Source organism: Streptomyces sp. NPDC001728 (genome assembly GCF_040297565.1).
Taxonomy (GTDB): Bacteria; Actinomycetota; Actinomycetes; order Streptomycetales; family Streptomycetaceae; genus Streptomyces.
The window spans coordinates 141,952-166,739 of the sequence record NZ_JBEOZK010000015.1 but is presented as its reverse complement, the minus strand read 5'-3'; the positions used below and the strand labels follow the sequence as shown (position 1 = coordinate 166,739).

The following is a 24,788-nucleotide window of genomic DNA, read 5'->3' as shown; positions in this document are numbered from 1 at the left end:
GGTGACGTGGAAAGCACCGTCCGAACCCTCGAACAGGAGGCGCGGTGATGAAGCACATGAAGGTCGGCGGTCTGATGTCCGACGCCGTGGTCTCCGCCGTCCCCGCGACATCGTTCCGGGAGGTGGCGAAGGTGCTCGCCGAGCACGACATCAGCGGGGTCCCCGTCGTCGACGACGACGACCATGTCCTCGGAGTCGTCTCCGAGAGCGACCTCCTGGCCCGCCACGAGCTGACCGCCGGGGGCCTGATGACCACACCGGCCGTCACCGTTCACGCCGAGGAGACGGTGGCGGACGCCGCACGCCTGATGGTGCGCCGCGGAGTCGAGCGCCTTCCCGTCGTCGACGAGGAGGAACGACTGGTCGGCATCGTGACCCGACGCGATCTGCTCTGTGTCTACCTCCGCCCGGACGCGGAGATACGGCGCCGCATCCGTCAGGACGTCCTCACGGACGCCATGGACCTGCCCGGGAACGCGGTGGACGTGCACGTCCTCGACGGCGTGGTCACGCTGGGGGGCCGCGTACGGCGGCGGAGTCAGGCCCTGACGCTCGTCGGACTCTCCGAGCGCGTCGACGGCGTCGTCGCCGTCGTGGACCGGCTGTCCTTCCCCGAGGACGACACCCGCCTCACATCCCCCACCCGGACTCCCCACGACGTCTCCTGGTAACCCACCGCAGACAGGACGAACCGTGTCCACCACCGCCCTGACCCGACCACTCGTGACATCGCTGATCGAAGACGCCGTCACGGCTCCCTCCATGCACAACGCACAGCCCTGGAAGTTCGTCCACAGGACGAGCACCGGAGTCATCGAACTGCACGGGGATCCGCTGCGCGGCATGCCGCACGAGGACCCGGACCACCGCGCCCTCCACCTCGGCTGCGGCGCCGCCCTGTTCGGCCTGCGCGTCGCCGCCGTGCACCGGGGCCTTCACCCCGTGGTCCGGCTGCTGCCCCGTCCGGACGCCCCTTGGCATCTCGCCGACCTGCGCGTCGATGGCCCCGACGACGCCGACAGCGACCTGGGCGTCCTCCATGACGCCCTGTCGCGCCGGCACACCAGCCGCTTCCCCTTCACCGAGGAGCGGATCCCGACCGAGGTGGTCGACGGTCTCCGTGCCGCGGCCCTCCTCGAAGGCTGCCGACTCGTCGTACCGGGTGCGTGGCACACCGACGCCGTCATGGATCTCGTCCACGCCTCCGAGCTGTTCGAGGCGGCGGACGAGGCCGTACGCGCGGAGATCGCCGCCTGGACGCGCACGGGGGCGGCCGGGGAAGGCCCCGGCACCGAGGGCATCCCCTCGTACGCCTTCGGCCCGCGGCAGTACGACGTGACCTCCCCCGTCCGGGACTTCGGCGCGCCCCGCCAGGTGCCCGGCCGTGCCTCGGCACGCTTCGAGAAGACGCCGCAGCTCGCGCTGCTCGGCACGGTCGGTGACGCCCCGGAGGATTGGCTGAAGGCAGGCCAGGCCATGCAACGGGTTCTGCTGCAGGCCACCCTCGACGGCCTTGCCAGCTCCCTCATGTCCCAGCCGCTGGAATGGCCCGAACTCCGTTCCGACGCGCGCGATCCCGGTTCGGCGATCGGCTTCGTCCACATGGTGTTCCGCCTGGGCTACGGCCCCCATGGGCGGGCCACGCCGCGCCGTCCGGTCTCCGAGGTGCTCGCCTTCGACTGAACCGCTCCTCCCGGATCCCGGACGAATCCGCATCTCGACGAATCCACTCCTCACAGACGGAACCAGCGCTCCTGGCCGGGTGGGACGGTCACCCTCCGTTCGCCGGGGAGAACGACGGAGAGCAGGCCCGCGGGCGAGGCGGGTACCCGGACGGCCAGCCGTCCGGGTAGTACCCGCAGGCGCACTCCTCGATGACGGCCGACGCACAGGGTGAAGGTGAACCTGGGGATCTCCGCCAGCGGCACCGGAGCCACGCGCAGGCCGTCCGGTCCCGTTTCGAGGCCGGTGATCCCGCGTTCGACGAGGTCGACGGTGCCGGCCATCGCGCCGAGGTGGATGCCCTCGCCGGTCGTTCCGCCCTGGACGTCGGCCACGTCGGCGAGCAGGGCCTCCTCGCAGTACCTCCAGGCATCGGCACCCAGCTGCCGGGCGAGCACCCAGCCGTGGACGAGGCTGCTGAGCGTCGAACCGTGGCAGGTGCGCCGCAGGTAGTAGGAGACGGTCGCCCGCCACACCTCGTCGTCCAGCGGGTAGCCGAGCCGGCCGAACAGGCCGTGCAGCTCCTCGGGCCGGAAGAGGTAGCCGAGCATGAGGGTGTCGGCCTGCTTCGACGCCTGGTAGCGGTTGACCGTGTCGCCCTCGGCCTCCAGGATCCGGTCGAGGCGGCGGATGTCGCCGTAGCGGGTGCGGTACGCCTCCCAGTCGAGCTCCGCGAGGTCCCCGTACCCCTCGAACTGGCTGACGACACCCTGGTGGAACGGCACGTGGAGGCCGCGGGAGACATCTTCCCAGTGAGCGAGTTCGCCCTCGTCCAGGGCCAGTTGCTCCGCGAGTTCCGATCGCCGGGCCTCGGGCAGTTCGCCGAGCAGGTCGAGGCCGCGGGCGAGCACCCAGGCGGCGGTGGCATTGGTGTAGGCGTTGTCGTCGATGCCCGGGCTCGCGGCGTCGGGATAGGCGTCATGGTATTCGTCGGGTCCCACGACCCCGCGGATGCGGTAGCGGCCGAGCGCCGGGTCGAACGTGGCGGCCCCGGCCCAGTACCGGGCGATCTCAAGGAGGATCTCCGCCCCGGCGGAGTGGAGGAATCCACGGTCGCCGGTGGCCCGCGCGTACCTCCAGACGTTGAACGCGACGGCCGAGCCCACATGCCGCTGGAGCCGGGAGTGGTCGGCCAGCCAGCGCCCTGAGCGTGGGTTGAGGTGCAGCGCCTGCGTCTCCTCCCGACCGGAACTCGCGCTCTGCCATGGGTACATGGCTCCTCGCAGGCCCACGAGGCGGGCGGCCTCGCGTGCGGCCGGCAACCGGCGATGCCGGTACATGAGCAGCGCCCGGGCCACCTCGGGGAAGTGGAGGTCGAGGTAGGGCAGGACGAAGAGCTCGTCCCAGAAGACGTGCCCCCGGTACGCCTCGCCGTGCAGACCTCGCGCGGGGACGCCCACGTCGAGGTCCGCCGTGTGCGGGGAGAGCGTCTGCAGCAGGTGGAACACGTGCAGCCGCAGAATACGGCCCGCCTCTCCCGGCACGGACAACTCGCCCTGCTCCCAGACACGCTGCCAGGCCGCCTTGTGGGCGGAGAGGAGTCGGGAGAAGGAAGGAGCGCGAGCGATCGCGTCGGTGGCCGCCGAGAGCGCGTCGGCGGCGGGCCGGTCCATCGAGGTGCGCAGGGCCAAGGTCTTCACGACCCTCGCCGTGCGGCCGGCGCCGACGGGCATGCGGTACGTCTGTACGGTGCCGGTCCCGGTGGCCGTCTCCCGCGCGGGCCGCGCCGGGACGGTGACCGTGCGCACGGCCATGGCGACGCTGATGCCCGGGTCTGCGGTACGGCAGGAGATCCACGCGACGCCGCCGGGCTCGAACCCGGTCCGGTGGTCCGTGAGGTGACGCCCGTCGAGGTGCCGGTAGCGCTCCACCCCGAGGTTGGTGACCGCGCCGTCCAGGGCGGAGCGCACCTCGACGGCGCCGCTCCAGCCGTAGGCGCGGAACACGGTGCACTGGGCGGCCAGCCCGGGGTCTCCCATGTGCACGAAGCGGGTGTGGCTGACGCGCAGGCCCCGCCCGAGGGCGTCCTCGAAGAACAGGTGCCGGATGAGCACACCCGAGTGGAGGTCGAGACGGATGTCGCAGTGCCGCAGTTGCCCGTCGTCGGGAGTCAGCCACTCGCCGGCCGGCCCCTCGGCCGGCAGGCAGCGGTAGCGCAGAAGCGTCCAGTTCGGAAGGTTGACGAGATCCTCGTTGTCGACCCGTTCGCCGGCGACGACCGAGGTGAGCCGGTCGTAGCAGCCGGCCAGGTAGGTCCCGGGGTAGTGCGGGCCTCCGGCCGGGCACTCGGGAGCGGAGCCCCGGGTGGCGAACCGGCCGTTGCCGAGCGTGCAGAGCGCTTCGACCAGCGGCTCGCGCGCCGGGTCGTAGTGGTCGTACGCCCACGTCCAGGCAGTGGTCATCCGCGCTCCCCCCACACGCTCCGGACCAGCGAGGTGAGATCGGGAACCACCAGGTCGGCACCCTGATCTCGCAGAAGGGCGGCGGTGCGCCGCAGCGGGGTGCGGTCGACTCCGACGACCAGCCCGAAACCGCCGCGCCGAGCCGCCTCGACTCCGGCGAGTGCGTCCTCGACGACCGCGGTCTCCCGGGGGCGGGTGCCGAGGAGGCCCGCCGCACGGAGGAAGAGCGCGGGATCCGGCTTTCCGGCGAGGCCGAGCCGGGTGGCGTCCCCGCCGTCCACGATCACCGTGAGGAGACTGCCGAGCCCCGCGCCTTGTATCAGTGCCCGGGCGTGCCGGGAGGCGGAGACCGCGGCGCACGGCACTCCCGCCGTGCGGAGGTGCCCGAGAGCCGGCCGGACGTCGGCGAAGGCCGTGACGCCTTGCCGTCGGAGCAGCTCGACGAATGCCTGTTCCTTGCGTGCCGCGACGGCCCACACCGTGCCACAGCCGGGCAGGTCATCGGCCTCTCCCGGTGGGAGGTGAAGGCCGCGCGCGGCAAGGAAGGCGGCGGCGCCGTCGTACCGGGACCTGCCGTCGACGAAGCGGCGGTACTCGGCGTCCGCGTCGAAGGGCGGCTGGGTCCCGCTGCCGGGCGCCGGCCGTTCGAGGCAGGCGTCGAACGCGGTCTTCCACGCCTGCGCGTGCACGGCGGCCGTGTCGAGCAGAACGCCGTCGGTGTCGAGAACGACACCGGCCGGCCGCTGAGAACCCGGGCCCCGGCCGTTCATCAGGCCACCGGCGCGTCGGGGACGCTCACGGCCGTGTGCTGCGGGCCGCCCAGCGCGACCTTGATGGCACCGGTCTCGGCCGCTCCGGCGAAGACCTCGTACGCCTCCTCCATCTGTCCCAGCTCGAACCGGTGGGTGATCAGTTCTGCCGCCGGCAGCCGCCCGGCGGCCATCATGCGCAGCAGCATGGGAGTGGACGAGGTGTCGACCAGCCCGGTGGTGATGGTGACGTCCTTGATCCACAGGTCTTCGAGGTGGAGGACCGCCGGCTTGCCGTGCACTCCGATGTTGGCGACCCGGCCGCCCGGCCGGACCATCCGCGTACACATCTCGAACGCCTCCGGGACACCGACGGCCTCCATGACGACGTCGGCCCCGAGACCGTCGGTCAGATCCGCGACGAGCTGTTCGGGGCCTTCCTCCGCGTTCGCCGTGGCGTCCGCGCCCAGGGCACGGGCGGCGTCCAGTCGCGACTCGGCCAGGTCGACGGCGACGATCCGGCTCGGACTGTAGAAGCCGGCCGTGGTGATGGCGGCGAGACCGATGGGACCCGCGCCGACGACGACCACCGTGTCTGCGGGGCGCACGGCGCCGTTCAGAACCCCGACCTCGTAGGACGTGGGGAAGATGTCGGCCAGCAGGACCGCGTCGGTGCCCTCGATCGAGTCCGGCAACGGATGGACGGACAGGTCGGCGAAGGGCACGCGGACGTACTCGGCCTGTGTGCCGTCGACCGTGTGGCCGAGGATCCAGCCGCCTCCGCCGCGACACTGCCCGTAGCGGCCTTCACGGCAGAACCGGCACCTGCCGCAGGCGGAGATGCAGGAGACCAGGACGCGGTCTCCCGGTCGCACCGAGCGGACGTCGCCGCCGGTCTCGACCACGGTGCCCACCGCTTCGTGACCGAGGACCCGGCCGGACGTCACCTCCGGCACGTCCCCCTTCAGGATGTGCAGGTCCGTGCCGCAGATCGTGACGACGTCGACCCGCACGATCACGTCGGCGGGGTCCTCGATCCCCGGGTCGGGTACATCCCGCCAGGCGATGTCACCGGGCCCCTGGAAGACGAGCGCCATCATGGCGTCCACCCGCTTTCTCTCGTGCGTAGCCGCGGTCCCCGTCACCAGGCTCTGTGGAACCCTCAGCCCGCACATGAGCCGGTCGGCCCCCGAAACGGGGCCGCTCGGACCCTCCGGACGGGCCGGTCCGGGTGTCACGCTGGAGACCGGTCCGTTCCGAAGGAGGGCCGGCCATGACCGAGGCAGCCCCGAATGCCCCTCGCAGCACTCCGCGGCCCGCACTGCTCAGTTTCCTGGGCGGCGTGGGCACCGTCACCGGCAGCAAGTTCCTGGTCGAGAGCGACCATGCGCGGATCCTCCTCGACTGCGGTCTCTTCCAGGGTTTCGCGACCCTGCGGCGCCGCAACTGGGAGCGGTTCGCCCGCGACGCCGCGGACGTCGACGCCGTGGTCGTCACCCATGCCCACCTGGACCACTGCGGATATCTGCCGCGCCTGGTCCGGCAGGGCTTCCGGGGACCCATCCTCACGAGCGCCCACACCGCGAGGCTCGCCGCGATCGTGCTGCGCGACAGCGCCCGTCTCCAGATGGAGGCCGCCCGGCACGCCGACGAGCACGGCTGGTCCAAGCACCGCCCGGCCAAGCCGCTGTACGACGACTCCGATGTGGAGAAGACCCTGGCGTTCCTCGACCCGGTCCCGGTCGGCGAGGACGTGGAGATCATGGCCGGCACCCGGCTGACGCTGCACCACGGCGGGCACATCCTGGGTTCGGCCTGGGCCCGCCTGACGCTGGAGGACGGCCACACACTGGCCGTGTCCGGGGACCTGGGGCGGCCCGGGCACCCGCTGCTGCTGCCGCCCGAGCCGTTCTCCGGCGCCGACGCGCTGCTCATGGAGTCCACGTACGGCGACCGCCGCCACGACCAGGAGTCCGCCCGCTCGGGGTTCGCCGCCGTGATCGCCAGGACCCTCGCCCGGAGCGGCACCGTCGTCATCCCCGCCTTCGCGATCGACCGCACCGAGGTCGTCCTGCACGAGCTGACCCTGCTGCGCGAGACGGGTGTCCTGCCCCGGTCGGTCCCCGTGTACGTGGACAGCCCCATGGCCCTGGCCGCCCTGGACGTCTACCGGGACGCGGTACGCGAGCGCTCCCCCGAGCTGCGGCCGGAAGTCCTCGCCGAGGGAGCTGCCGCGCTGAGCCCGGAGCCGTTCCTCGCCGCGCGCACGGTCCAGGAGTCCATCGACATCAACGAGGTCGGCGGCCCCGCCGTCATCGTGTCGGCGGCCGGTATGGCGACCGGCGGTCGTGTCCTGCACCACCTGCGCCGGCTGCTCCCGGACCCGCGCAACGCGGTCGTCGTGGTCGGCTTCGCCGCGGCCGGCACCCGGGCGCGGGACCTGGTGGACGGTGCCAGGACGCTGAAGATGTTCGGCGAGTACGTGCCCGTACGGGCCGAGGTCGCCGACGTACCCCACTTCTCGGCCCACGCCGACGCCGACCAGATCCTCGACTGGCTGCGCGGCGCCCCTCCCCCGCACACCACCTACCTCGTCCACGGCGAACCGGCCGCGTCCGAGGCGTTGCGCGACCGCATCGACCACGAACTGGGCTGGGCCGCCGTCGTACCGCGCTCGGGTGAGGCCGTCCTGGTCCGGTGACGGCCCTCCCCACGGCCGTCGCGGCAGCGCCGGCACGCCCGACTGCTCGGATCGGGGCCGACTCCTCAGGTAAGGAGAGAGCGATGGCACCCCAGCCGTTCACCGTCGCCGACGTGATGACCAAGAAGGTCGTCGCCGTGCGGCCCGGCGCGCAGTTCAAGGAGATCGTCACCGCCATGGAGCGGTGGAAGGTGACCGCCGTGCCGGTCGTCGAGGGCGAGGGCCGTGTCGTCGGCGTGGTCTCCGAGGCCGATCTCCTGGTCAAGGAGGAGTTCCACGACCACCGCCCCGGGCTCGTGGAGCAGATGCGGCATCTCGATGCCACGGCCAAGGCGGGTTCCCGCAGGGCCGAGGATCTGATGACCTCGCCCGCCGTCACCGTCGCTCCCGACGCCTCCCTGTCCCGGGCCGCCCGCCTCATGGCCGCCCATCGCGTGAAGCGGCTGCCGGTCGTGGACGCGAGCGGCGTCGTCCAGGGGATCGTGAGCCGCTCCGACCTTCTCAAGGTCTTCCTCCGCCCGGACGAGGATCTCGCCACCGAAGTGCACCGCGATGTCGTCGAGCACCTGTTCCCGCTGTCTCATCCTCGGGTCGACGTCCGTGTCGACGCCGGAGTCGTCACGCTCTCCGGCGAGGTCCGCGACAGCGCGCTCATCCCGCTCGCGGCCCGCCTCGCCCGCTCCGTCGAGGGCGTGGTGGACGTACGGTGCGAGCTCACCGCCGAGGGCCGTACGTAGCCGGACTGCCACCGACCGGTACGAGGCCGGCCCGACCCGTGTCCGCGCGGTCAGTCGTCGTCGGACCCCGGAGCGCTCCCCCGGCGGAGCCGGCCGGACCACACGGGTTCGACCTTTTCCCACTCCCGTTCCCAGGCCCCGAGCCGACGGGATTCGGTCAGCCGCCGTACGAGGACGAGGGCGCCGACCCCGATCGCTCCGACGGAGACCGTGGCGACGCTCCCGCCCGAGAGCGAGGTCAGCGCGCGGTCGACGGCGCTGCCCGGAGGGCGGGCGGGGGTGCCGGCGTCATCCACCCAGATCGTCACCGTGCCGCCCCGGGGCGTCCCTGAAGGGACGTGGACGGTGCCGTACCGACGGATGTGGTCGGGCTGTTCCCAGACCGCGGGGGCGAGGGACCTCGGCGTCGCCCCGTACCGGGTGGCGACGGGCGGGTCCTTGGCCGGCCCGGTGGTGGTCGCCTGCACCTGGTGGCGGTGGGCGGCGATTTCACGGTCGGCCCTGGCTCCGGTGTTCCACAGGCTCGCGGTGGCCACGACGCCGCAGATCAGGGAGATCATCAGGACGAGGACCAGTGCGGCGCGCGCGCCGGGTCCCCACCGGGACGGCGTGGGTCGCGGGTCCGACCGCGTGTGGCGGTCCATGTCGCACCTCCGGGCGGAGTCGCTGCCGGACGGCCGCCGGCACCGTTCAGCGCATGGTGCCGAGTTCGGTTCCGATGTGGTGGGCCCACTCCCGGATCCGTTCCGGGTCGCGGAAGTCCCCGCCCTTGCCCTGGCGGACCAGGGACCGGCTGACGCGGCCCGGGGTCTCGGCGGTCACGGCACCTCCGAAGGTCATGTGCTCACGGGCACCGAGCTTCTTCATCCGTCTGGCGACCCCTCGTACCGGCGGAATGTCGTGCTGTTCCGCGGAACTGTCGAGGGGGCCGCTGCTGAAGAGCCAGAGCGGGCGACGCCTGAGCTGCTCGGCGTTGCGCCGTGCACACCGTCGCGCCTTGCCGGTCCAGTGCCCGGCGTAGAGGGCTCCGCCGAGGACGACTCCGTCGTAGCCGCTGACGTCGGTGACGGTGTCGGCGGGCAGGACGACGGCCTCGAAGCCGTCGTCCCGAAGCGTCCGGCCGATCTCGTCGGCGATCCCTCGGGTCGCGCCGTGCTTGCTGCCGTAGGCGACCAGGACTCGTCGGGGGTTCACGACGTGGCTCCTTCGGGCGGGGTGCCGCCTCGCTTCACCGGGATGGTGCGTGCGGCGCCTGTCTCCTGCCCGGGCATCGGGATGCGGATGGTGAGGATGCCGTCCGTGTACGACGCCTCGACGTCGTCGGCCGGGATCGTGCCCGGCAGACGTACGGTTCTGCGGAACGACCCGTAGCGGAACTCCGAGTGATCCTTGTCCTCCTCGCCCTCGCTGTGCTCCGCGCTCACGGTGATGAGGTTGTCGTCGACGGTGATGCTGATGTCGTTGTCCGGGTCCATTCCCGGGAGCTCGGCACGCAGTACGTACACACCGTCACCGCTGTTCACCTCCACCGGAATGGAGTGAGCGGCCGTCGCCGGCCGCCATCCCGGCAGCCCCGGAAACTCCCGGTTGAACCAGTCGTTGAAGTCGGGGAAGAGGCTGTGCCTGCGTTCCACCCTGCCACCGGTCATCGTTCTGCTCCTCGATTCGGGGGCCCGGGAGGCTCGCCTCGGACCCGATCCGGTACGGAGAGGCGGTGGGACCGGCTTACGGGCCCGGTCCGCCTCCGTACCTCCATCGTCTGCCCACGAGGTCACGTGGCGCAGCGTCCAAAGGGGCTGTCCGGCGGGGCCGAACGGGCCGCACCCGGACCGACCGGCCCATGGCGCCACGGCTTCGGCGCTGTCAGCGGCGGATCTCCCCGACGGAGTGCCCCGCCCGAGGCGTGGTGCCGGTCGTAGGCCCTGCCTGACAGGGGTGGAGTGGCCGAACCCTCCCGACGCGCCCCTGCCGTACACCCGCACCTCGGCCGAGCGGGCCGAGGTCCCGCGGGACGAGGGGGGACCACGTACGGAAGGACCACCCTGGGCCGCCTGAACCAGGCGTACCAGCGTCCGGGCGCGCCCGCCGCGGCGGACACGATCCCCGCCCCCCGCAGGCGGCGATCACTGTCGGGGAGGTCCTTGGCCGGCGGACCCGGACGGTGTGCCGGGCGCGCCCGGCACCCGAATGCGGCGGCCGGTCACCCGGCGCGGCGAGAGCGTCACCACGGTGTCCCGCCCGTCCCCGGCCCACGGCTCCGAGTGGACCGCTTCCCTGATCCTCCGTACCGAGGTCTCGTCCGACACCGTTCGTACCGGACCGACGAGGAGCACGCTCCAGCCCTGGCTGAAGGCTTCGTCCAGGCGGTCCTCCTCGAAGGCGACTTCCGTGCCGGACGCCGCGCCGCGAGCGAGGGACGAGTCGGCGGCCGTCATGAAGACGATCTCCCGGTCGACGACCTGGTAGTTCACGGGGATCACCATGAGCCCGTCCCGCCCTTCGAGGGCGACCCGGCCGACGCCGTAGCCGTCGAGCAGCTCCCAGCACTCGGCTTCGCCGATGTCCTCCAACTGTGCCCGGTACCCGGCGCGGCCTCCTCCGGGTGCGAGGTCCGCCGTCGACCCGGTGAGATCCCGGACGGTGGTCTCCAGGGCGTTCGCGAGCCTGACCAGGAATTCGATCCCCGGAGTGGACACCCGCTCCTCCACGTAGGCGAGGAACGCGGGGGTGGTTCCGGCCCGTTCGGCCACGTCCTCCCGGGACAGGCCGAGTTGTGCGCGCCTGGCCGCGACGCGGCGGCCCAGGTCGCTCGTGGCGTGTGGGGCATGACGGTCTTCGGCAGTGCTCATCACCGCTCTCCTTCCATCCGCTCCGGACGCCGCTGGGACACGACGGCGACCGGACAAGAGGCGTGGTGCAGGGCGCGGTGGGCGACCCTGCCGAGCTCCAGACCGACGAGCCCGTCCCGGCGCCGGGCCCCCACCACCAGCAGGTCGGCGGCGGCGGAGCGGTCGGTCAGCACCCGATGGGCGGGCCCCTCGACCGTGGTCCTGCGCAGGTGCACCCGGGGATACTCGGACGCCGCGTCCGCCAAAGCCTTGCCGAGCAGTCCGAAAGACCGCTCCGCCAAGTCGGCTCCTCCGTCCCCGCTCGGCAGCGGGTGGTCGACGGGTTCATGAGCGGCTCGTCGCCAAGCGTGGACGACGTCGAGTTCCGCATCCCGGACCGCCGCCTCACGGAAGGCGAACCGCACGGCCGACGAGTCCACGTCGTGAACTCCGACGCCGAGCAGGACGCGCCCGTGGCGGGCCTCCAGGGCGTGCCGGTCCCCTCTCACGACGACGACCGGGCCATGAGCCCTGGCGGCCACGACGAGTCCGACGGAACCCAGCAGAAGGTCGGCGAACTCGCCGCGCCCGCGGGACCCGACGACGAGGATCGCGCCGGTCCCTCCCTCTCTGAGGAGCGCGCCGGACGCGTCCTCGGCCAGGACGTCCGTGGTGAGGGGGAGGTCGGGTGCACGGCGCCGGGCGCGTTCGGCCGCGGTGCCGACGATGTTCTCGGCGAGGATCTGGCCCGACGGCCGGTCCGTGGCCCAGGCCGGCACGACTCCTTCGTACCGCTCCCACAGCGAAGCATGGACGATCCGCAGGGGGAGCCCGTGCCGTACGGCTTCGTCGACCGCCCAGTCCAGGGCCGTGAGACTGGCGTCGGACCCGTCGACTCCCACCACCAGGGGCGATTCCATCGTGCCCACCGCCTCTCCGGGGTCGCGTGGTGGCCTGCTGCCACGCTCGCACCGGGCCGAAGGACCCGGGTAGGGCCGGTCGGTCCCGGGCGCGGCCCGCACGGACCGGGTGACACGAAGGGAGGAGGGACTCCTCCCCACCTTCACGAAGACCTGCCACGGCCTTTCCGGGACCGACGCTCACGCCTTCCACCATGCGTCCCGATCGGCCGCTGGTCATGGGGCCGACCGTCCCGGAAGGGGACCGTTCGGCACTGCCGTGGTCGGGCCTCGCGCAGCAGGGTGAGACCTGGCGGGGACACCACGTCCTGTGAAGGAGGGCCGAGGATCGTGGAGGCGCTCGCCGGACTCAGCGGGACGGAACTCACCGAGGGCGACGTCCGGCCCTCGACGCCCGGGACGGCCGCGCCGCTCGCCCGGTGGGCGAGGCACACACGTCCGCGCGGGGAAGGAGAGGACCATGCGGCACCGGAGGATCGACGAGCTGATGACCCGTGAGGTGGTGAGCGTCCCCCGCGACGCGCCTTTCAAAGAGATCACCCGCACGCTCACGCGGCACCAGGTGACCGCTGTTCCCGTGGTGGACGGCGGAGGCCGGGTGATGGGAGTGGTGTCGGAAGGGGATCTGCTGCGCAAGTCCGCCGATCAGGCCGCCGCACCGGGTGATCCGCCGGCCGTCCCCGACCTGGCGGCGTGGGAGCGGGCGAAGGCCGAGGGGACGCGGGCCGAGGAGCTGATGTCCGCACCCGCCGTGTGCGCCCGCCCGGACTGGACCGTGGCGGAGGCCGCACGGCTCATGGAGGTCCAGGGGATCAAGCGTCTCGTCGTCGTCGACGACGAGGACCGGCTGGTGGGCATCGTGAGCCGCCGCGACCTCCTGGGCATCTTCCTCCGCCAGGACGACGACATCCGCCGGGAGATCGTCGAGGACGTGCTCGGTGACACTCTGCGTCTCGACCCGGCCTCGCTCACGGTCGACGTGCGTGACGGGCGGGTCAACCTCGCTGGGAGACTGCCGTTCCGCGGCATGATCCCGGCCGTCGAGCGCATGTGCGCGACCGTCGACGGAGTGGTCTCGGTCTCCTCGACCCGTCTCGCCTACGCCACCGACGACACCGAACGAGGAGGTGGACGGTCATGAGGCAGGGCATCGTGGTCGGTCTGGACGGCACGGAACAGGCGAACGCCGCCGCGCGGTGGGCGGCGGAGGAAGCGGTGCTGCGCGGCACCGGAGTCCACCTGGTGCACGTGCAGGAGGCGTCGCCGGATGCCCTGCTGCCATTCGTGTCGCGAGAGCCCGACGAGCCATGGGCCGAGGATCTGCTCGCCCGTACGGCCGCAGGGCTGCGCGAACGTCATCCGGACCTGTCGGTGACCACCCGGCTGATGCCGTCGGAGCCCGTGCCGAGCCTTGTCGCCGCGGCCGACGAGGGCGACCTGCTCGTCCTCGGCTCGCGCGCCCTGGGCGGCACGGCCGGATATCTGGTCGGCTCGGTCGGCATGACGGTCGCCGGTCTCGTCGACCGGCCCGTCGTCCTCGTACGCGCCCTCGACCTGTCACCCGCGCAGGGCCCCGTCGTGGTCGGCGTCGACCTGCGGCAACCCGTGGACACCGTGCTGGCATTCGCCTTCGAGGAGGCGGCACGGCGGCACGCCCGGTTGCAGGTCGTCCACGCGCAGCAGCTGCCTGTGTACGCGACGCTCGGCCCTTCCATGGTCCCGGACATCCGGCCCACCGTCGCCCCCGAGATCCGGCGTTCGCTCGACGATCTCCTCGAACCCTGGCGAGCGCAGTTCCCCGACCTGGCGGCTACGGGGCGCGTGGCGATCGGGTCGGCCGGCCAGGAGCTGGTGAACTCCGCCGAGGACGCGGCTCTTGTGGTCGTCGGGCGACGGACCCGGGAGTCGACGCTGGGCACCCGCATCGGCAGCGTGGCCCACGCGGTACTGCACCACAGCCGCTCGCCGGTCGCCCTCGTCCCCCACGGCTGACCCCGGAGCCGATCAGTCGTCGGACACTCTGCGGAGTCTCGACTTCAGGATGCCGCTTCATCCGACTCGGAAGACCTGAGGTCTCGGGCACGTCGCAGAAAGTGCCGCACGAGCAGCACCACCCAGCCCGCCAGCATCAGCGTCGCGGCGACCCTCACGCAGGGCGCCGTGCCGCTACTGGCCGCCGTCCACCCGAAGAACAGGATGCTCAAACACATCCAAGCCGGGCCATCAAGGAAATCGCCCCTCGGGCTGCGTGACATCCCACCCTCCTCCGGCCCGGTACCACGGCCTGTTCGCCCCGGCAGAAAGAGTATGGCGGCGGATCGAGCGATCGCGGACGGCTCGGGCGGTGACAGCTCGACGCGTCCTCTTCTAGGCGTCCCCGCCGTCCCCGTCATGGACGCCGTCCTCGTCGTGCCGCGACGGGAGTCGCAGAGCGAAGCGGGTGCGGCCGGGGCGGCTGGTGACCGTTGCGCGTCCGTCATGGGCGCGGATCACGGCGTCCACGATGGCGAGGCCCAGGCCGGTCGAGCCGGTCGCGCGGGAGCGCGAGGAGTCGCCTCTGGTGAACCGGTCGAAGACGCCGGGCAGCAGCTCGGCCGGGATGCCCGGGCCATCGTCCGTGACGGTGAGGACGACCCCCTCCGCGTCGGCGGTGAGGCCGACGGTGACTCGGGTACCGGCCGGTGTGTGCCCGCCAGCGTTCGCGAGGAGGTTGCCGAGGACCTGGTGGAGGCGGTCACCGTCGCCGGTGACATGGACGGGCTCCTCGGGAAGGTCCAGTTCCCACAGGTGTCCGCGGTGCCGGGCGGTCGCGTCCGCCACGGTGTCGAGAACCACCCGGGTCAGGTCGACGTCGTCCCTGCGCAGGCTGCGCCCCGCGTCCAGTCGGGCCAGCAGCAGCAGTTCGTCCACCAGGAGGCTCATGCGGCGGGACTCGGCGTCGATCCGTTCGAGCGCGTGCCGGACATCGTCGGGCAGGGTGTCGCCGTGGCTGCGCAGTACGAGTTCGGCGCGGGCCCGTACCGTCGCCACGGGAGTGCGCAGTTCGTGTCCGGCGTCGGCGGCGAAGGTGCGCAGCCGTTCCTCGACCACATGGCGGCGTTCCAGGGCGTCGCCGACATGGCCGAGCATCCGGTTGAACGCACCGGTGAGCCGGCCCGCCTCCGATTCCGGCCGGGTGCCGGGCAGCGGCGGCGGCATGGCGACCTGCCCCGTGGCGAGCGGAAGCCGGGTCACCTCGTCCGCGGTCGCGGCCAGTCGTTCGAGGGGTCGCAGGGAGAACCGGGTCCAGGCCGCGGTGGCCACCCCGGTCGCGGTGAGGACGATCGCGAACACGACCGTCTCCACGGCCGCGAGACGCTCCACCGTCTCCTCGACGGGATGCAGGGGCAGCCCCGACAGCAGGACATCGCCGTCGTCGCCGCTCCAGGCGGCGACACGGTACCTCCCGAGGGACGTGAGGTGCAGGGTGCGGGGCCGGGCGTCCGCGGGCACGGCGGCGAGGGCCCGCGCGTCGTCGACGGTCAGCGGCACCCTGACGTCGCTGGTTCCGCGTACCACAGCGGTCTGGGCGATCCGGCCCCGCAGCAGGCGGACCCCGAGCGTCCCGTCGGCCTGCCCCCGGGTGTCTCCCCCGCCGTCGGCATCGGGCCGGTCCTCGTGTTCGAGGCTGACGGCGAAGCGACCGCCGCCCGCCACGATCTGCTGGTCGAGGCGGCTGACCAGGAAGCTGCGCAGGGCGAGTACGGTGACCAGGCCGACGACGAGGCACGCGAGGGCGAGAAGCACGACGAGCCCGGTGGTCAGCCGGGCGCGGAGAGAGTGCGGCAGGCGGGGTCGGAACCGCCGCCGGCGGACGCGTGACGGGCGCCGCGCAGTCATCGGCGCTCGGGGCGCAGGACGTAGCCGACGCCGCGCACGGTGTGGATGAGCGGCGGGCGGCCGGCGTCGATCTTCTTGCGGAGATAGCTGATGTAGAGCTCGACGACATGGGCGCGGCCACCGAAGTCGTACCGCCAGACGTGGTCCAGGATCTGCTGCTTGGACAGCACGCGGTGCGGATTGCGCAGCAGGTAGCGCAGCAGCTCGAACTCGGTGCGGGACAGGTCGACGGGAACGCCGCCGCGGGCGACCTCGTAGCCCTCCTCGTCCATGACGAGGTCGGCGAGGACCAGACGCGGTCCACCGCCCTGGGTGACCTCCGCGAGCCCGGCCCGGCGCAGCAGCCCCCGGAGCCTGGCCAGCACCTCCTCGAGGCTGAACGGCTTGGTGACGTAGTCGTCGGCGCCCGCGGTGATCCCGGCGATCCGGTCCTCGACGGCGTCGCGCGCGGTGAGGAAGAGGACGCACAGCGCGGGACGCGCCGCGCGCAGCCGGGCCAGCACGTGCGGGCCGTCGTGGTCCGGCAGCATCCAGTCGAGAACCACCGCGTCCGGGCCGAAGGTCTCGGCGACGGCGGTCGCCTCGGCGGCTGTTCCCGCGGTGCGCACCTCCCAGCCTTCGCTGCGCAGGGCAGCGGCCAGGACCTCGGTGAGGTCCTGCTCGTCGTCGACGACCAGCACCCGGGGCCGGGTGCCGTCGGGGCGGCGCACCTCGGTGCGTGGCGATGGGTTCATGGTCCTTCCAGGATGCCGGACGACGCTCGGCCGCAGATCCGCCCCTTCCTCTGAGTTTCCTCTGAACACGTCATCGCCGCCCGACCGGGCGCCGTCCCGGACCCGCCCGCGTCCGGGGCCGGGGGCAGCACGGTCCGGGGCGGTCGGGCCGCTCGGCGCGGCCGTCCGGGCCCGGCGGGCCGCTCCGCGCGGCGCCCGGCTCAGAGGCTTCTCACAGGATCACGGACCACAGTGGACGCCGCCCCGGCGTCGTGCCGGGTCACGGGACCGAAGGCGAGGGAACGGATGAGCACGGAAGTCGCACGGACGGTGCGGCCGGGCGGCCGACGTCGTGCCGGCCGGGCCTCCGCCCGGTCCGCGACCGTCATGGTGATCGCCGTCCAGGCGGCGATCTGGGCCGGGGCCACGGCGGTGCTCGCCCTGTGGTGGGTGGACACGGCCTCGGTGGTGGGGCCCGCCGGCTGGTTGACCGGGGCGGGCCGGATCACCGGCCTGCTCGCGGGATACGCCTGCGCGGTGCTGGTCGTCCTCATGGCGCGGGTGCCGCTCCTGGACCGCACGGTGGGAACGGACCGGATGGCGCGCTGGCACGCGGCGGCGGGCCGCTACACCATCGGGCTGACACTGGCCCACGCGGTGCTGATCGTCGAAGGCTACGCACTCGTCGGCCGGACGGATCCGGTCACCGAGAGTGTCCGGGTGGTCCTGCACTACCCGGACATGCTCAAGGCGACGGCCGCGCTGTTGCTCCTGCTGCTCACTGCGGTGGTCTCGGCGCGCGCCGCACGCCGCCGGCTGAGCCACGAGACATGGTTCTACCTGCACCTCGTCACGTACGCGGCGGTCTTCCTCGCCTTCGGCCATCAGCTCACGAACGGTGCGGAATTCGACCGTCCGGCCGTACGGGTCGGCTGGTACGTGCTGTACGCGGGAGCCGCCGCGCTGGTCGTCCGGTACCGGCTGCTCGCGCCGGTGCTGCTGGCACGGCGCCACCGGCTGCGGGTGTCCGAGGTCCGCCGGGAGGCCCCGGACGTGGTGTCCGTCGTCGTCACCGGCGAGCGACTCGACGAACTCACCGTCCGCCCCGGCCAGTTCCTCCGCTGGCGGTTCCTGGCACCGGGGCTGTGGTGGACCGCGTCGCCGTACTCGGTGTCCGCCGTCCCGGACGGACGCAGCCTGCGTATCACCGTGAAGGCGCTGGGCGGCCACAGCGCGGCACTCGCCAGGGTCCGACCGGGCACCCTGGTATCGGCCGAAGGCCCGTACGGGGCCCTCACTCCGGACCGCGCGGCGGGACGGCCCGCTCTGCTGCTCGCGGCCGGGGTGGGCATCACCCCGCTGCGGGTGCTGTTCGAGACGCTGCCGGGGGATCCGGTGCTGATCCACTGGGCACGGCGGCCCGAGGACCTGGTGCTCCGACACGAGATCGACGCGATCGCCGTACGGCGGAACGCACGCGCCCTCTACTCCGTCGGTCATCCGGCGGGCTACCGCCTGCCGTTGGACGCCGCCACGCTGCGCGGCCTGGTCCCGGACGTCGCGGGGCGGGTCTGCTACCTGTGCGGACCACCCGGCTGGGCCGCGGCGGCGGAGGCGGCGCTGCGCGAGGCGGGGGTGCCCGCCCGCCGGATCCACCAGGAGTCGTTCACGTGGTGAACCCGCCGGATCGACCGAGACACCTGCCCGCCCACCGATCCTGAGAAGGCCCCATGCGCCGTCTTCTGCTCTCCGTCGCGGTCACCGTGGCCGGAATCTGCTCGCTGCTCGCCCTGAAGCCGCATCAACCGGCCGCCGTCGCGGGCCCGCCCCCGCCCGGTTCCGCCGGCACGACACCGGGAGGCCCGGCGTCCGGCACGTACACCGGGGACGTCGTCGACACCCGGTACGGGCCGGTGCAGGTGCGCGTCACGATCTCGGGCGGACGGCTCACCGACGTCAATGCGGTCAGGACCCCGTCGGAGAACGAACGCGACCGGGAGATAGCCGGCTACGCGGTGCCCACGCTCACCGGCGAAGCCCTGACCGCGCAGAGCGCGCACATCGACACGGTGTCGGGTGCCACGTACACCAGCGAGGGCTACATCCAGTCACTGCAGAGCGCACTGGACCAGGCCCATGGCTGACCGGACCGAGGCCGGGGCGGCCCCCTGGCGGCACGCCGAACCGGTGATGGGCACCGTGGTCTCCTTCACCCTGCGTCACCCCCGGACGCCCGAGGTGCGGACCGCGCTGGGCGAGGCCGTGGCACTGCTGCACGAGGTCGACCGGGAGTTCTCCCCGTTCCTGCCCGACAGCGCCGTGAGCCGCCTGCGACGTGGCGAGTCGGGCCGAGCCGACACCACTCCCGCCGTACGGCACGTGCTGGAACTGTGCGACCTCGCGCACAGCCGCACCCGGGGCGCCTTCGACGCCTGGGCGGACGGCCGGCCCGATCCGTGCGGTCTGGTGAAGGGCTGGGCCGCCGAGCGGGCCTGGCGGGTGCTGCGGAAGGCGGGCGCCACCGACACGTGTGTGAACGCGGGCGGTGACGTACGGGTCGGTGGCGCACCGGGACCCGCGGGCGTCTGGCGTACCGGGATCGCCGACCCCCGGCGGCCGGGGCGGCTGCTCGCGGTGGTGAGCGGACGAGACCTCGCGGTCGCCACCTCCGGCACCACGGAGCGGGGCGCGCACATCATCGACCCGCGCACACGGGCACCGGCCACGGGGCTGCTGTCGGCGACCGTGACGGGCCCGGAACTGTTGTGGGCCGATGTCTACGCGACGGCGGCGATGGTCCTGGGCGCGCGCGAGGCGCATCGGTGGATCACCACTCTGCCGGGGTACGCACTGCTCACGGTGGCGGCAGACGGCGAGGCGCGGGCGTCCGGGAACTTCCCGTTCCTCGCTGCATCCGGGTAGGGACCGGAGCCGCCGCCGAGAATCAGTACCCCTCCGGGGTGGCTCATCCCGACGGCGCGTCCGTCCGGGGTGACCGCGGTGCGGCATACGCCCTCCCTGATCGCCGGCCCGCCCCACCCTTTCGATGCTGATTCCGCCTCTTCGTCTGCGCTGAAGGCCTGAGTGAGGCGCGGGACGGCGGAGGCCGGTTCTACCCCGTGAGCGAGCGGGCGGGACCACTGCCCGGCGAGGGCAGTCCTGAGGAAGCCCTCCGCCGGGTCCGCGCCGATGTCGCCGCCTTCACCGGGGCGCCGCCCGACGACGACTGCACCCTGCTCCTGGTGGAATTCACCCCGGGGACCGCCCGGCGAGGTGAGGCCGGGCATGGGGCAGCAGCCCTACTGCCGGTCCGATCGCCGACATCGCGAGCGCCGGGATCGGCGCGGGCGGCGCGGGCGCGCGGGCGCGCGGGCGCGCGGGCGCGCGGGCGCGCGGGCGCGCGGGCGCGCGGGCGCGCGGGCGCGCGGGCGCGCGGGCGCGCGGGCGGCCTTCCCCTCTGGTAGCGCCACCGCGTGGTGCGCACCGATCCCGCACCCGCCCCCGTCGCACGTCCACCACCCCCGCATCGGTCGTGACACCGGTCGCCCTCCCCGGCGCCGTCGAAAAACATGAGGCTTGCTCACTTTCCATTGACAGGGTGCACCCGGTGACCCGAAAGTGCCGTGAGCAACTGCACGCAGCCGATCGAAGCGAGTCCTCATGACAGCGCCCGTACCCGAGTTCCCGGCCGGTTTCCTCTGGGGAGTCTCCGCCTCCGCCTTCCAGATCGAAGGCTCGCTCACGGCCGACGGCCGCGGGCCGTCCAGCTGGGACGCCTTCACCGGGGAAGAGGGGCGCGTCAAGGACGGCTCGCGCGCGGACGTGGCCACCGACCATTACCGGCGCTACCGCGAGGATGTCGCGCTGATGGCCGAACTCGGCGTCGGCGCCTACCGGTTCTCGGTCTCCTGGTCCCGCGTCCTGCCCGAAGGGCACGGCCGCGTCAACGACAAGGGGCTGGACTTCTACGACCGGCTCGTCGACGAACTGTGCGCCTCGGGGATCGCCCCGGTGCCCACGCTCTTCCACTGGGACACCCCGCTCGCCCTGGAGAAGGACGGCGGCTGGCTCAACCGGGACACCGCCGAGCGTTTCGCGGCGTACGCCTCGGTGGTCGCGGAGCGGCTCGCCGACCGCGTACCCCGATGGATCACCATCAACGAACCCGCCGAGGTCACCCTCCTCGGCTACGGCCTCGGCGAGCACGCCCCCGGCCGGCGCCTGGTCTTCGACGCCCTGCCCGTGGCCCACCACCAACTCCTCGCCCACGGGCTGGGCGTGCAGGCACTGCGCGCCGCGGGCGCCCGCGAGATCGGGATCGCCGCCTCCCACAGCCCCATCTGGACCGCGGGCGACAGCGACGACGACCGGGCTGCCGCCGAGCTGTACGACACCCTCACCAACCGTCTCTTCGCCGACCCCATCCTGACCGGCAGCTACCCGGCGGGCCTTGGCTCGCTCCTCCCCGGCCCGGTCGCGGAGGACCTCAAGACGATCTCGGAACCCCTCGACTGGTACGGGATCAACTACTACAACCCGATGCTCGTCGGCGCCCCGCAGCCGGCCGCCGCCGCAGCCACGGAGGCGTCCGCCGGCTCCTCGTTCGGCGGCATCGAGATCCCGCCGGACCTCCCCTTCAGCATCGGGCAGATCGAAGGACGCGAACTCACCGACTTCGGCTGGCCGGTGGTCCCGGACGGGCTGCGCGAACTCCTCGGGATCATGCGGGAGCGCTACGGCGACCGGCTGCCGCCGCTCTACATCACCGAGAACGGCTGCTCGTACGGTGACGGGCCGGACCCCGGGACGGGGCGGATCGACGACGCCCGCCGGGTCGCGTACCACGACGGCCATGTGCGCGCGCTGCACGAGGCGATGGCCGAGGGCGCCGACGTCCGCGGCTACTTCATCTGGTCGATCCTCGACAACTTCGAGTGGGCGGAGGGGTACCGGCAGCGCTTCGGGCTCGTCCACGTCGACTACGAGACGCTGGCACGGACGCCCAAGGAGTCGTTCGCCTGGTACCGCGACCTGATCAAGAGCGGCAGGTGACCGCCGAGGGGACGACGGCGGAGGGAACCGCCGCCGGCCCGGCCCCCGAGCCCGGCACCCCGGCCGGTGGGCGGTGGGTGGGCGCGCTCTCCCTCGCCAACCTCGGGGTCTGGGTCGGCTGGTTCGGCCCGCTGCAACTGCTCCTGGCGCGCCAGGCCGAGCACCTCACGCCCGACCACAAGGCGTCGACCCTCGCCCTGGTGACGGGAGTCGGAGCGGCGGTGTCAATGGTCGCCAACCCCGTCTTCGGCGCGCTCTCCGACCGGACGACGGCGTCCGTGGGACGGCGGATCCCCTGGGTGGTCGGCGGAGTGGTGGGAGGTGCGGCCGGACTGGTCGTCCTCGCCGCGGCGCAGAGCGTCATGACGGTGATCGCGGGCTGGTGCCTCGTTCAGCTCGCTCTCAACGCGGCCTTCGCCGCGCTCACCGCTGCCGTCCCCGACCAGGTGCCGCAGCGGCAGCGCGGTCTGGTCGGCGGCTGGCTCGGCGTCTCCCAGGTCGTCGGCATCCTGGTGGGGACGGCGCTGGCCACGGTCGCGGGCGGGGTGGTCGGCGGGTATCTGGCGTGCGCGGTCTTCACTGTGCTCGCGGCCGTTCCGTACGCCGTGATGCGGCGCGACACCCCGCTCGCCCCGGCCACCCGGCCGGCCTTCCGATGGCGGACGTTCCTCGGCGGCTTCTGGATCGATCCGCGCCGCCACGCCGACTTCGGGTGGGCCTGGCTCACCCGGTTCCTGATGAACCTGTCGTACTCCATCAGCACGATGTACCTGCTCTACTACCTGACCGACGCCGTGCGCTACGACGGCGACGCGGACAACGGCGTACTGATCCTCACGGCGCTCAACGCGCTCACGCTGCTCTCCACGGTGGTGATCAGCGGCATCCGGTCGGACCGCAGTGGCCGACGGAAGTCCTATGTGATCTGGTCCGGCCTGGTCATCTCCGCGGCCACCCTGCTGCTCGCGGTCTGGCAGACCTGGACGGGCGCCGTCGTCGCCTCGCTCGTGCTCGGCCTCGGATTCGGGGTGTACACGGCCGTGGACTTCGCCCTGCTCACGGACGTACTGCCGACGGCGGAGGACCGGGGCAAGGACCTGGGCGTCATCAACATCGCCAACGCGCTCCCGCAGGTCCTCGCCCCCGTGATCGCGGCCCCGGTCGTCACCCATTTCGGCGGCTACACGGCCCTGTACACCTTCGCGGGCGCCCTGGCTCTCGCGGGGTCGGTCCTGGTACGGCGCATCCGGTCGGTGCTCTGAGGCGCGTTCCGGCCGGGCCGTTCGCGGTGCGGGACGACGCGGCCGGTGTGGACGCAGGCGCCGCCGTCCGGCTGGGCGGCGGCGCCTGTCGTCACCGTTGCGCGCGGCGGCGGGCGATGAGCAGGCCGAGGACGATGCCCACGAGGAGGGTGACGGTGAGGACGATCCAGAGTGGCAGCGTGACCGTCGGGACCCACAGCCTCAGGGTGACCGAACCGGTATTGACCGCGATGAACCAGATGGCCAGGGCGGCGAGGACCACGAAGCCGATGGTGCGCACCCGCATGTCCCGCCCCTTGACCGTCAGGGTCGACGGTTCGTGCGACTTCTTTGCGGTGTTCTGGGACATAGATTCCATTATCGGCCGATATCGCCGCCTGGTCGACCGCGCCGCCCCTGCGAGCGGGCCACATTCCTGCTTCACGCGACGTGAGCCCGCGTCTCCACCGGCTCCCGAGAGAGCCCTGCGCCTCCACCGGACTCCGGAGGAGAGTCCTGCAACCCTCCGGACCCCGACGGCGTCCGGCCGAACTCCCTCCGACTGCGACGGTCGCCATGCCCAGACTCCTGATCGTGGAGGACGACGCGGCGTCAGCCCTGGCGCTGCGGGAACTCCTCGTGGGGCGGGGGTACAAGGTCGCGCGTGCCACCGACGGCAGGGAGGGCCTCCGGCTGCTCTTCGAGGAGAAGCCGGCCCTCATGGTGCTGGACGTCATGCTGCCCGAGCTGGACGGCTGGGCGGTGCTCGCGCGGGCCCGGGACTTGAGCGACGTGCCCGTCCTGATGCTCTCCGCGCGTGACGACGTCGGGGACCGTGTCCGTGGACTGCGCGCGGGCGCCGACGACTACCTGGTGAAGCCCTTCGACGGCGAGGAGCTGCTGGCGCGCGTGGAGGCGCTGCTGCGCCGCTCGGGATCCGGAAGCCGCAACCGGGGCGGCGAAGAGGCGGGCGAGCATCTGCGGCTCCTGCCCGACCGGCGGACCGCCCTGTGGCACGGCGGTCAGATCCGGCTGAGCGACATCGAGTACCGGCTCCTCCGGCTCCTGGTCCGCAACCGGGGGCGGGTGGTCACCACCGAGCAGTTGCTCGACCGGGTGTGGGACGACACGAGGGCGATCGGTCGCGACCGGGTGAAGTTCGCCGTGCTGCGGCTGCGGCGCAAGCTGCGCAAGGAGGCGGGGCCGGGCGTGAAGGGGCCGATCGAGGCGGTACGAGGCGTGGGGTACCGGTTCGTGGCCCCCGAGGAGGACGAAGGCCCCGCGCTGTAGGACCGAACGGCTTGAGGCGAAGGCCACGACCGCGGTCCTGGGCGCATGAGCAACCGAGGGCCAACCGAGCCGGACGGTTCTGACAACCGCCGCCATCGAGGCTCGTCGCATGAACACGCTTCCCGTCCACAGCATCGCCGATGGTCGCGCTCCTCGGACCATGCCATGTCCGTACTCACCGGGGCAACCGACGTGCGGGGGCCGCGCGTTCGAGGTCATCGACCTCCCCCAGCCCGACCCCGACCTGATCACCGGCCACACCGACGACTTCCTGTCCACCTACGCCAACTTCTACGTCGGCAACGACGCGGTGTACATGCCCAAGTTCGGCGACCGGAAGGCCGACGACCGCGCCCGGGGCATCCTGCGGGAGCAGTTCCCCCGGCGGGAGGTCGTGCAGCTGAACATCGACACCGTCGCCACCGGAGGCGGCGGGATCCACTGCGCCACGCACGACCAGCCCGGGAAGCCGGTCGAGCAGCCGCGAGCGGGAGGGCCGCGCGGGGAGTCGGGCAACTTTTCTGGGGCTGTGGGCATTAATTCCGGCCAGAAGG

Annotated in this window: 23 protein-coding genes and 2 pseudogenes; 14 read left to right on the top strand and 11 right to left on the bottom strand. The window is 72.7% G+C overall.

Translation table 11 applies throughout. The annotated features are described in order from the left end of the window. Positions 1–47: 47 nt before the first annotated feature. The gene (locus ABT154_RS22730) at positions 48–671 is read left to right on the top strand and encodes a CBS domain-containing protein (protein ID WP_351858652.1); all 624 of its coding nucleotides are present in this window, start codon (positions 48–50) and stop codon (positions 669–671) included. A gap of 22 nt (positions 672–693) precedes the next feature. Continuing rightward, entirely contained in the window at positions 694–1,683 is a 990-nt protein-coding gene (locus ABT154_RS22725) for an Acg family FMN-binding oxidoreductase (protein WP_351858651.1), read from the top strand. A 50-nt stretch (positions 1,684–1,733) separates the two neighbouring features. Here the strand turns inward: ABT154_RS22725 and ABT154_RS22720 are convergent, their stop codons facing one another. The 3 genes from ABT154_RS22720 to ABT154_RS22710 are packed head-to-tail and all read right to left on the bottom strand — an operon-like array spanning position 1,734 to position 5,973. Continuing rightward, positions 1,734–4,124 (bottom strand): glycoside hydrolase family 65 protein, encoded by a 2,391-nt coding sequence (locus ABT154_RS22720; RefSeq protein WP_351858650.1) that lies wholly within the window; start codon positions 4,122–4,124, stop codon positions 1,734–1,736. Continuing rightward, positions 4,121–4,894, bottom strand: a complete 774-nt coding sequence (locus ABT154_RS22715) for an HAD family hydrolase (RefSeq protein WP_351858649.1) — start codon at positions 4,892–4,894, stop codon at positions 4,121–4,123. The genes ABT154_RS22720 and ABT154_RS22715 overlap by 4 nt, the downstream gene beginning before the upstream one ends. Then, complete coding sequence (locus ABT154_RS22710) at positions 4,894–5,973, bottom strand: zinc-dependent alcohol dehydrogenase family protein (RefSeq protein WP_351858671.1); 1,080 nt, start codon at positions 5,971–5,973, stop codon at positions 4,894–4,896. The genes ABT154_RS22715 and ABT154_RS22710 overlap by 1 nt, the downstream gene beginning before the upstream one ends. Positions 5,974–6,146: 173 nt before the next feature. Between ABT154_RS22710 and ABT154_RS22705 the strand changes: the two genes are divergently transcribed. Together ABT154_RS22705 and ABT154_RS22700 are read left to right on the top strand one after the other, a co-directional pair. Next, positions 6,147–7,574: an MBL fold metallo-hydrolase RNA specificity domain-containing protein gene (locus tag ABT154_RS22705; RefSeq protein WP_351858648.1), complete on the top strand. Its 1,428-nt coding sequence runs from the start codon at positions 6,147–6,149 to the stop codon at positions 7,572–7,574. Between the two features lie 83 nt (positions 7,575–7,657). Continuing rightward, complete coding sequence (locus ABT154_RS22700) at positions 7,658–8,311, top strand: CBS domain-containing protein (protein WP_351858647.1); 654 nt, start codon at positions 7,658–7,660, stop codon at positions 8,309–8,311. A gap of 50 nt (positions 8,312–8,361) precedes the next feature. On the opposite strand, the gene ABT154_RS22695 is transcribed toward ABT154_RS22700, so the two are convergent. The 5 genes from ABT154_RS22695 to ABT154_RS22675 all read right to left on the bottom strand — a co-directional run bounded on the left by ABT154_RS22695 (position 8,362) and on the right by ABT154_RS22675 (position 12,059). Continuing rightward, on the bottom strand, positions 8,362–8,955 hold the full coding sequence (locus ABT154_RS22695; protein WP_351858646.1) for an Rv1733c family protein: 594 nt from the start codon (positions 8,953–8,955) through the stop codon (positions 8,362–8,364). A 46-nt stretch (positions 8,956–9,001) separates the two neighbouring features. Next, positions 9,002–9,505, bottom strand: a complete 504-nt coding sequence (locus ABT154_RS22690) for a flavodoxin domain-containing protein (RefSeq protein ID WP_351858645.1) — start codon at positions 9,503–9,505, stop codon at positions 9,002–9,004. Continuing rightward, positions 9,502–9,960 carry an Hsp20/alpha crystallin family protein gene (locus ABT154_RS22685; RefSeq protein ID WP_351858644.1) on the bottom strand — a complete coding sequence of 153 codons (459 nt, stop codon included), beginning with the start codon at positions 9,958–9,960 and terminating at the stop codon, positions 9,502–9,504. The genes ABT154_RS22690 and ABT154_RS22685 overlap by 4 nt, the downstream gene beginning before the upstream one ends. A gap of 474 nt (positions 9,961–10,434) precedes the next feature. Beyond that, positions 10,435–11,160 carry a helix-turn-helix domain-containing protein gene (locus ABT154_RS22680; protein WP_351858643.1) on the bottom strand — a complete coding sequence of 242 codons (726 nt, stop codon included), beginning with the start codon at positions 11,158–11,160 and terminating at the stop codon, positions 10,435–10,437. Further along, complete coding sequence (locus ABT154_RS22675) at positions 11,160–12,059, bottom strand: universal stress protein (RefSeq protein ID WP_351858642.1); 900 nt, start codon at positions 12,057–12,059, stop codon at positions 11,160–11,162. Before ABT154_RS22675 ends, ABT154_RS22680 begins: the two co-directional genes overlap by 1 nt. Before the next feature lie 460 nt (positions 12,060–12,519). On the opposite strand from ABT154_RS22675, the gene ABT154_RS22670 reads away from it, so the two are divergent. Then, complete coding sequence (locus ABT154_RS22670) at positions 12,520–13,200, top strand: CBS domain-containing protein (RefSeq protein ID WP_351858641.1); 681 nt, start codon at positions 12,520–12,522, stop codon at positions 13,198–13,200. After that, positions 13,197–14,051, top strand: a complete 855-nt coding sequence (locus ABT154_RS22665; protein WP_351858640.1) for a universal stress protein — start codon at positions 13,197–13,199, stop codon at positions 14,049–14,051. The genes ABT154_RS22670 and ABT154_RS22665 overlap by 4 nt, the downstream gene beginning before the upstream one ends. Positions 14,052–14,426: 375 nt before the next feature. On the opposite strand, the gene ABT154_RS22660 is transcribed toward ABT154_RS22665, so the two are convergent. Together ABT154_RS22660 and ABT154_RS22655 are read right to left on the bottom strand one after the other, a co-directional pair. Further along, positions 14,427–15,938 (bottom strand): sensor histidine kinase, encoded by a 1,512-nt coding sequence (locus tag ABT154_RS22660; RefSeq protein ID WP_351858639.1) that lies wholly within the window; start codon positions 15,936–15,938, stop codon positions 14,427–14,429. Continuing rightward, entirely contained in the window at positions 15,935–16,672 is a 738-nt protein-coding gene (locus ABT154_RS22655; RefSeq protein ID WP_351858638.1) for a response regulator transcription factor, read from the bottom strand. Before ABT154_RS22655 ends, ABT154_RS22660 begins: the two co-directional genes overlap by 4 nt. Before the next feature lie 285 nt (positions 16,673–16,957). On the opposite strand from ABT154_RS22655, the gene ABT154_RS22650 reads away from it, so the two are divergent. From ABT154_RS22650 to ABT154_RS22625, 6 genes and pseudogenes are all read left to right on the top strand, one after another. Continuing rightward, positions 16,958–18,328 carry a ferredoxin reductase family protein gene (locus ABT154_RS22650; RefSeq protein ID WP_351858637.1) on the top strand — a complete coding sequence of 457 codons (1,371 nt, stop codon included), beginning with the start codon at positions 16,958–16,960 and terminating at the stop codon, positions 18,326–18,328. A 53-nt stretch (positions 18,329–18,381) separates the two neighbouring features. Beyond that, on the top strand, positions 18,382–18,795 hold the full coding sequence (locus ABT154_RS22645; RefSeq protein WP_351858636.1) for an FMN-binding protein: 414 nt from the start codon (positions 18,382–18,384) through the stop codon (positions 18,793–18,795). Beyond that, positions 18,788–19,573 carry an FAD:protein FMN transferase gene (locus ABT154_RS22640; protein ID WP_351858635.1) on the top strand — a complete coding sequence of 262 codons (786 nt, stop codon included), beginning with the start codon at positions 18,788–18,790 and terminating at the stop codon, positions 19,571–19,573. The genes ABT154_RS22645 and ABT154_RS22640 overlap by 8 nt, the downstream gene beginning before the upstream one ends. A 146-nt stretch (positions 19,574–19,719) precedes the next feature. Next, a pseudogene (locus ABT154_RS22635) lies at positions 19,720–20,115 on the top strand (SpoIIE family protein phosphatase); the annotation flags it as partial. 196 nt (positions 20,116–20,311) lie between these two features. Next, a complete protein-coding gene (locus ABT154_RS22630; RefSeq protein WP_351858634.1) occupies positions 20,312–21,703 on the top strand; it encodes a GH1 family beta-glucosidase in 1,392 nt (463 codons plus the stop codon). Beyond that, entirely contained in the window at positions 21,700–22,965 is a 1,266-nt protein-coding gene (locus ABT154_RS22625) for an MFS transporter (RefSeq protein ID WP_502969565.1), read from the top strand. The genes ABT154_RS22630 and ABT154_RS22625 overlap by 4 nt, the downstream gene beginning before the upstream one ends. 91 nt (positions 22,966–23,056) lie before the next feature. Here the strand turns inward: ABT154_RS22625 and ABT154_RS22620 are convergent, their stop codons facing one another. Beyond that, on the bottom strand, positions 23,057–23,314 hold the full coding sequence (locus ABT154_RS22620) for a DUF1049 domain-containing protein (RefSeq protein WP_351858633.1): 258 nt from the start codon (positions 23,312–23,314) through the stop codon (positions 23,057–23,059). Positions 23,315–23,520: 206 nt separating this feature from the next. On the opposite strand from ABT154_RS22620, the gene ABT154_RS22615 reads away from it, so the two are divergent. Together ABT154_RS22615 and ABT154_RS22610 are read left to right on the top strand one after the other, a co-directional pair. Continuing rightward, positions 23,521–24,234, top strand: a complete 714-nt coding sequence (locus ABT154_RS22615) for a response regulator transcription factor (RefSeq protein WP_351858632.1) — start codon at positions 23,521–23,523, stop codon at positions 24,232–24,234. A gap of 141 nt (positions 24,235–24,375) precedes the next feature. Further along, a pseudogene (locus ABT154_RS22610) lies at positions 24,376–24,712 on the top strand (agmatine deiminase family protein); the annotation flags it as partial. Between the last annotated feature and the right edge of the window lie 76 nt (positions 24,713–24,788).

What these genes read in the sequence shown, in the direction of transcription:
- ABT154_RS22730 (WP_351858652.1), top strand. Translation starts at nt 48, where the DNA reads ATGAAGCACATGAAGGTCGGCGGTCTGATGTCCGACGCCGTGGTCTCC.
- ABT154_RS22720 (WP_351858650.1), bottom strand. Translation starts at nt 4,124, where the DNA reads ATGACCACTGCCTGGACGTGGGCGTACGACCACTACGACCCGGCGCGC.
- ABT154_RS22715 (WP_351858649.1), bottom strand. Translation starts at nt 4,894, where the DNA reads ATGAACGGCCGGGGCCCGGGTTCTCAGCGGCCGGCCGGTGTCGTTCTC.
- ABT154_RS22710 (WP_351858671.1), bottom strand. Translation starts at nt 5,973, where the DNA reads ATGATGGCGCTCGTCTTCCAGGGGCCCGGTGACATCGCCTGGCGGGAT.
- ABT154_RS22705 (WP_351858648.1), top strand. Translation starts at nt 6,147, where the DNA reads ATGACCGAGGCAGCCCCGAATGCCCCTCGCAGCACTCCGCGGCCCGCA.
- ABT154_RS22700 (WP_351858647.1), top strand. Translation starts at nt 7,658, where the DNA reads ATGGCACCCCAGCCGTTCACCGTCGCCGACGTGATGACCAAGAAGGTC.
- ABT154_RS22695 (WP_351858646.1), bottom strand. Translation starts at nt 8,955, where the DNA reads ATGGACCGCCACACGCGGTCGGACCCGCGACCCACGCCGTCCCGGTGG.
- ABT154_RS22685 (WP_351858644.1), bottom strand. Translation starts at nt 9,960, where the DNA reads ATGACCGGTGGCAGGGTGGAACGCAGGCACAGCCTCTTCCCCGACTTC.
- ABT154_RS22680 (WP_351858643.1), bottom strand. Translation starts at nt 11,160, where the DNA reads ATGAGCACTGCCGAAGACCGTCATGCCCCACACGCCACGAGCGACCTG.
- ABT154_RS22675 (WP_351858642.1), bottom strand. Translation starts at nt 12,059, where the DNA reads ATGGAATCGCCCCTGGTGGTGGGAGTCGACGGGTCCGACGCCAGTCTC.
- ABT154_RS22670 (WP_351858641.1), top strand. Translation starts at nt 12,520, where the DNA reads ATGCGGCACCGGAGGATCGACGAGCTGATGACCCGTGAGGTGGTGAGC.
- ABT154_RS22665 (WP_351858640.1), top strand. Translation starts at nt 13,197, where the DNA reads ATGAGGCAGGGCATCGTGGTCGGTCTGGACGGCACGGAACAGGCGAAC.
- ABT154_RS22660 (WP_351858639.1), bottom strand. Translation starts at nt 15,938, where the DNA reads ATGACTGCGCGGCGCCCGTCACGCGTCCGCCGGCGGCGGTTCCGACCC.
- ABT154_RS22655 (WP_351858638.1), bottom strand. Translation starts at nt 16,672, where the DNA reads ATGAACCCATCGCCACGCACCGAGGTGCGCCGCCCCGACGGCACCCGG.
- ABT154_RS22650 (WP_351858637.1), top strand. Translation starts at nt 16,958, where the DNA reads ATGAGCACGGAAGTCGCACGGACGGTGCGGCCGGGCGGCCGACGTCGT.
- ABT154_RS22645 (WP_351858636.1), top strand. Translation starts at nt 18,382, where the DNA reads ATGCGCCGTCTTCTGCTCTCCGTCGCGGTCACCGTGGCCGGAATCTGC.
- ABT154_RS22640 (WP_351858635.1), top strand. Translation starts at nt 18,788, where the DNA reads ATGGCTGACCGGACCGAGGCCGGGGCGGCCCCCTGGCGGCACGCCGAA.
- ABT154_RS22630 (WP_351858634.1), top strand. Translation starts at nt 20,312, where the DNA reads ATGACAGCGCCCGTACCCGAGTTCCCGGCCGGTTTCCTCTGGGGAGTC.
- ABT154_RS22620 (WP_351858633.1), bottom strand. Translation starts at nt 23,314, where the DNA reads ATGTCCCAGAACACCGCAAAGAAGTCGCACGAACCGTCGACCCTGACG.
- ABT154_RS22615 (WP_351858632.1), top strand. Translation starts at nt 23,521, where the DNA reads ATGCCCAGACTCCTGATCGTGGAGGACGACGCGGCGTCAGCCCTGGCG.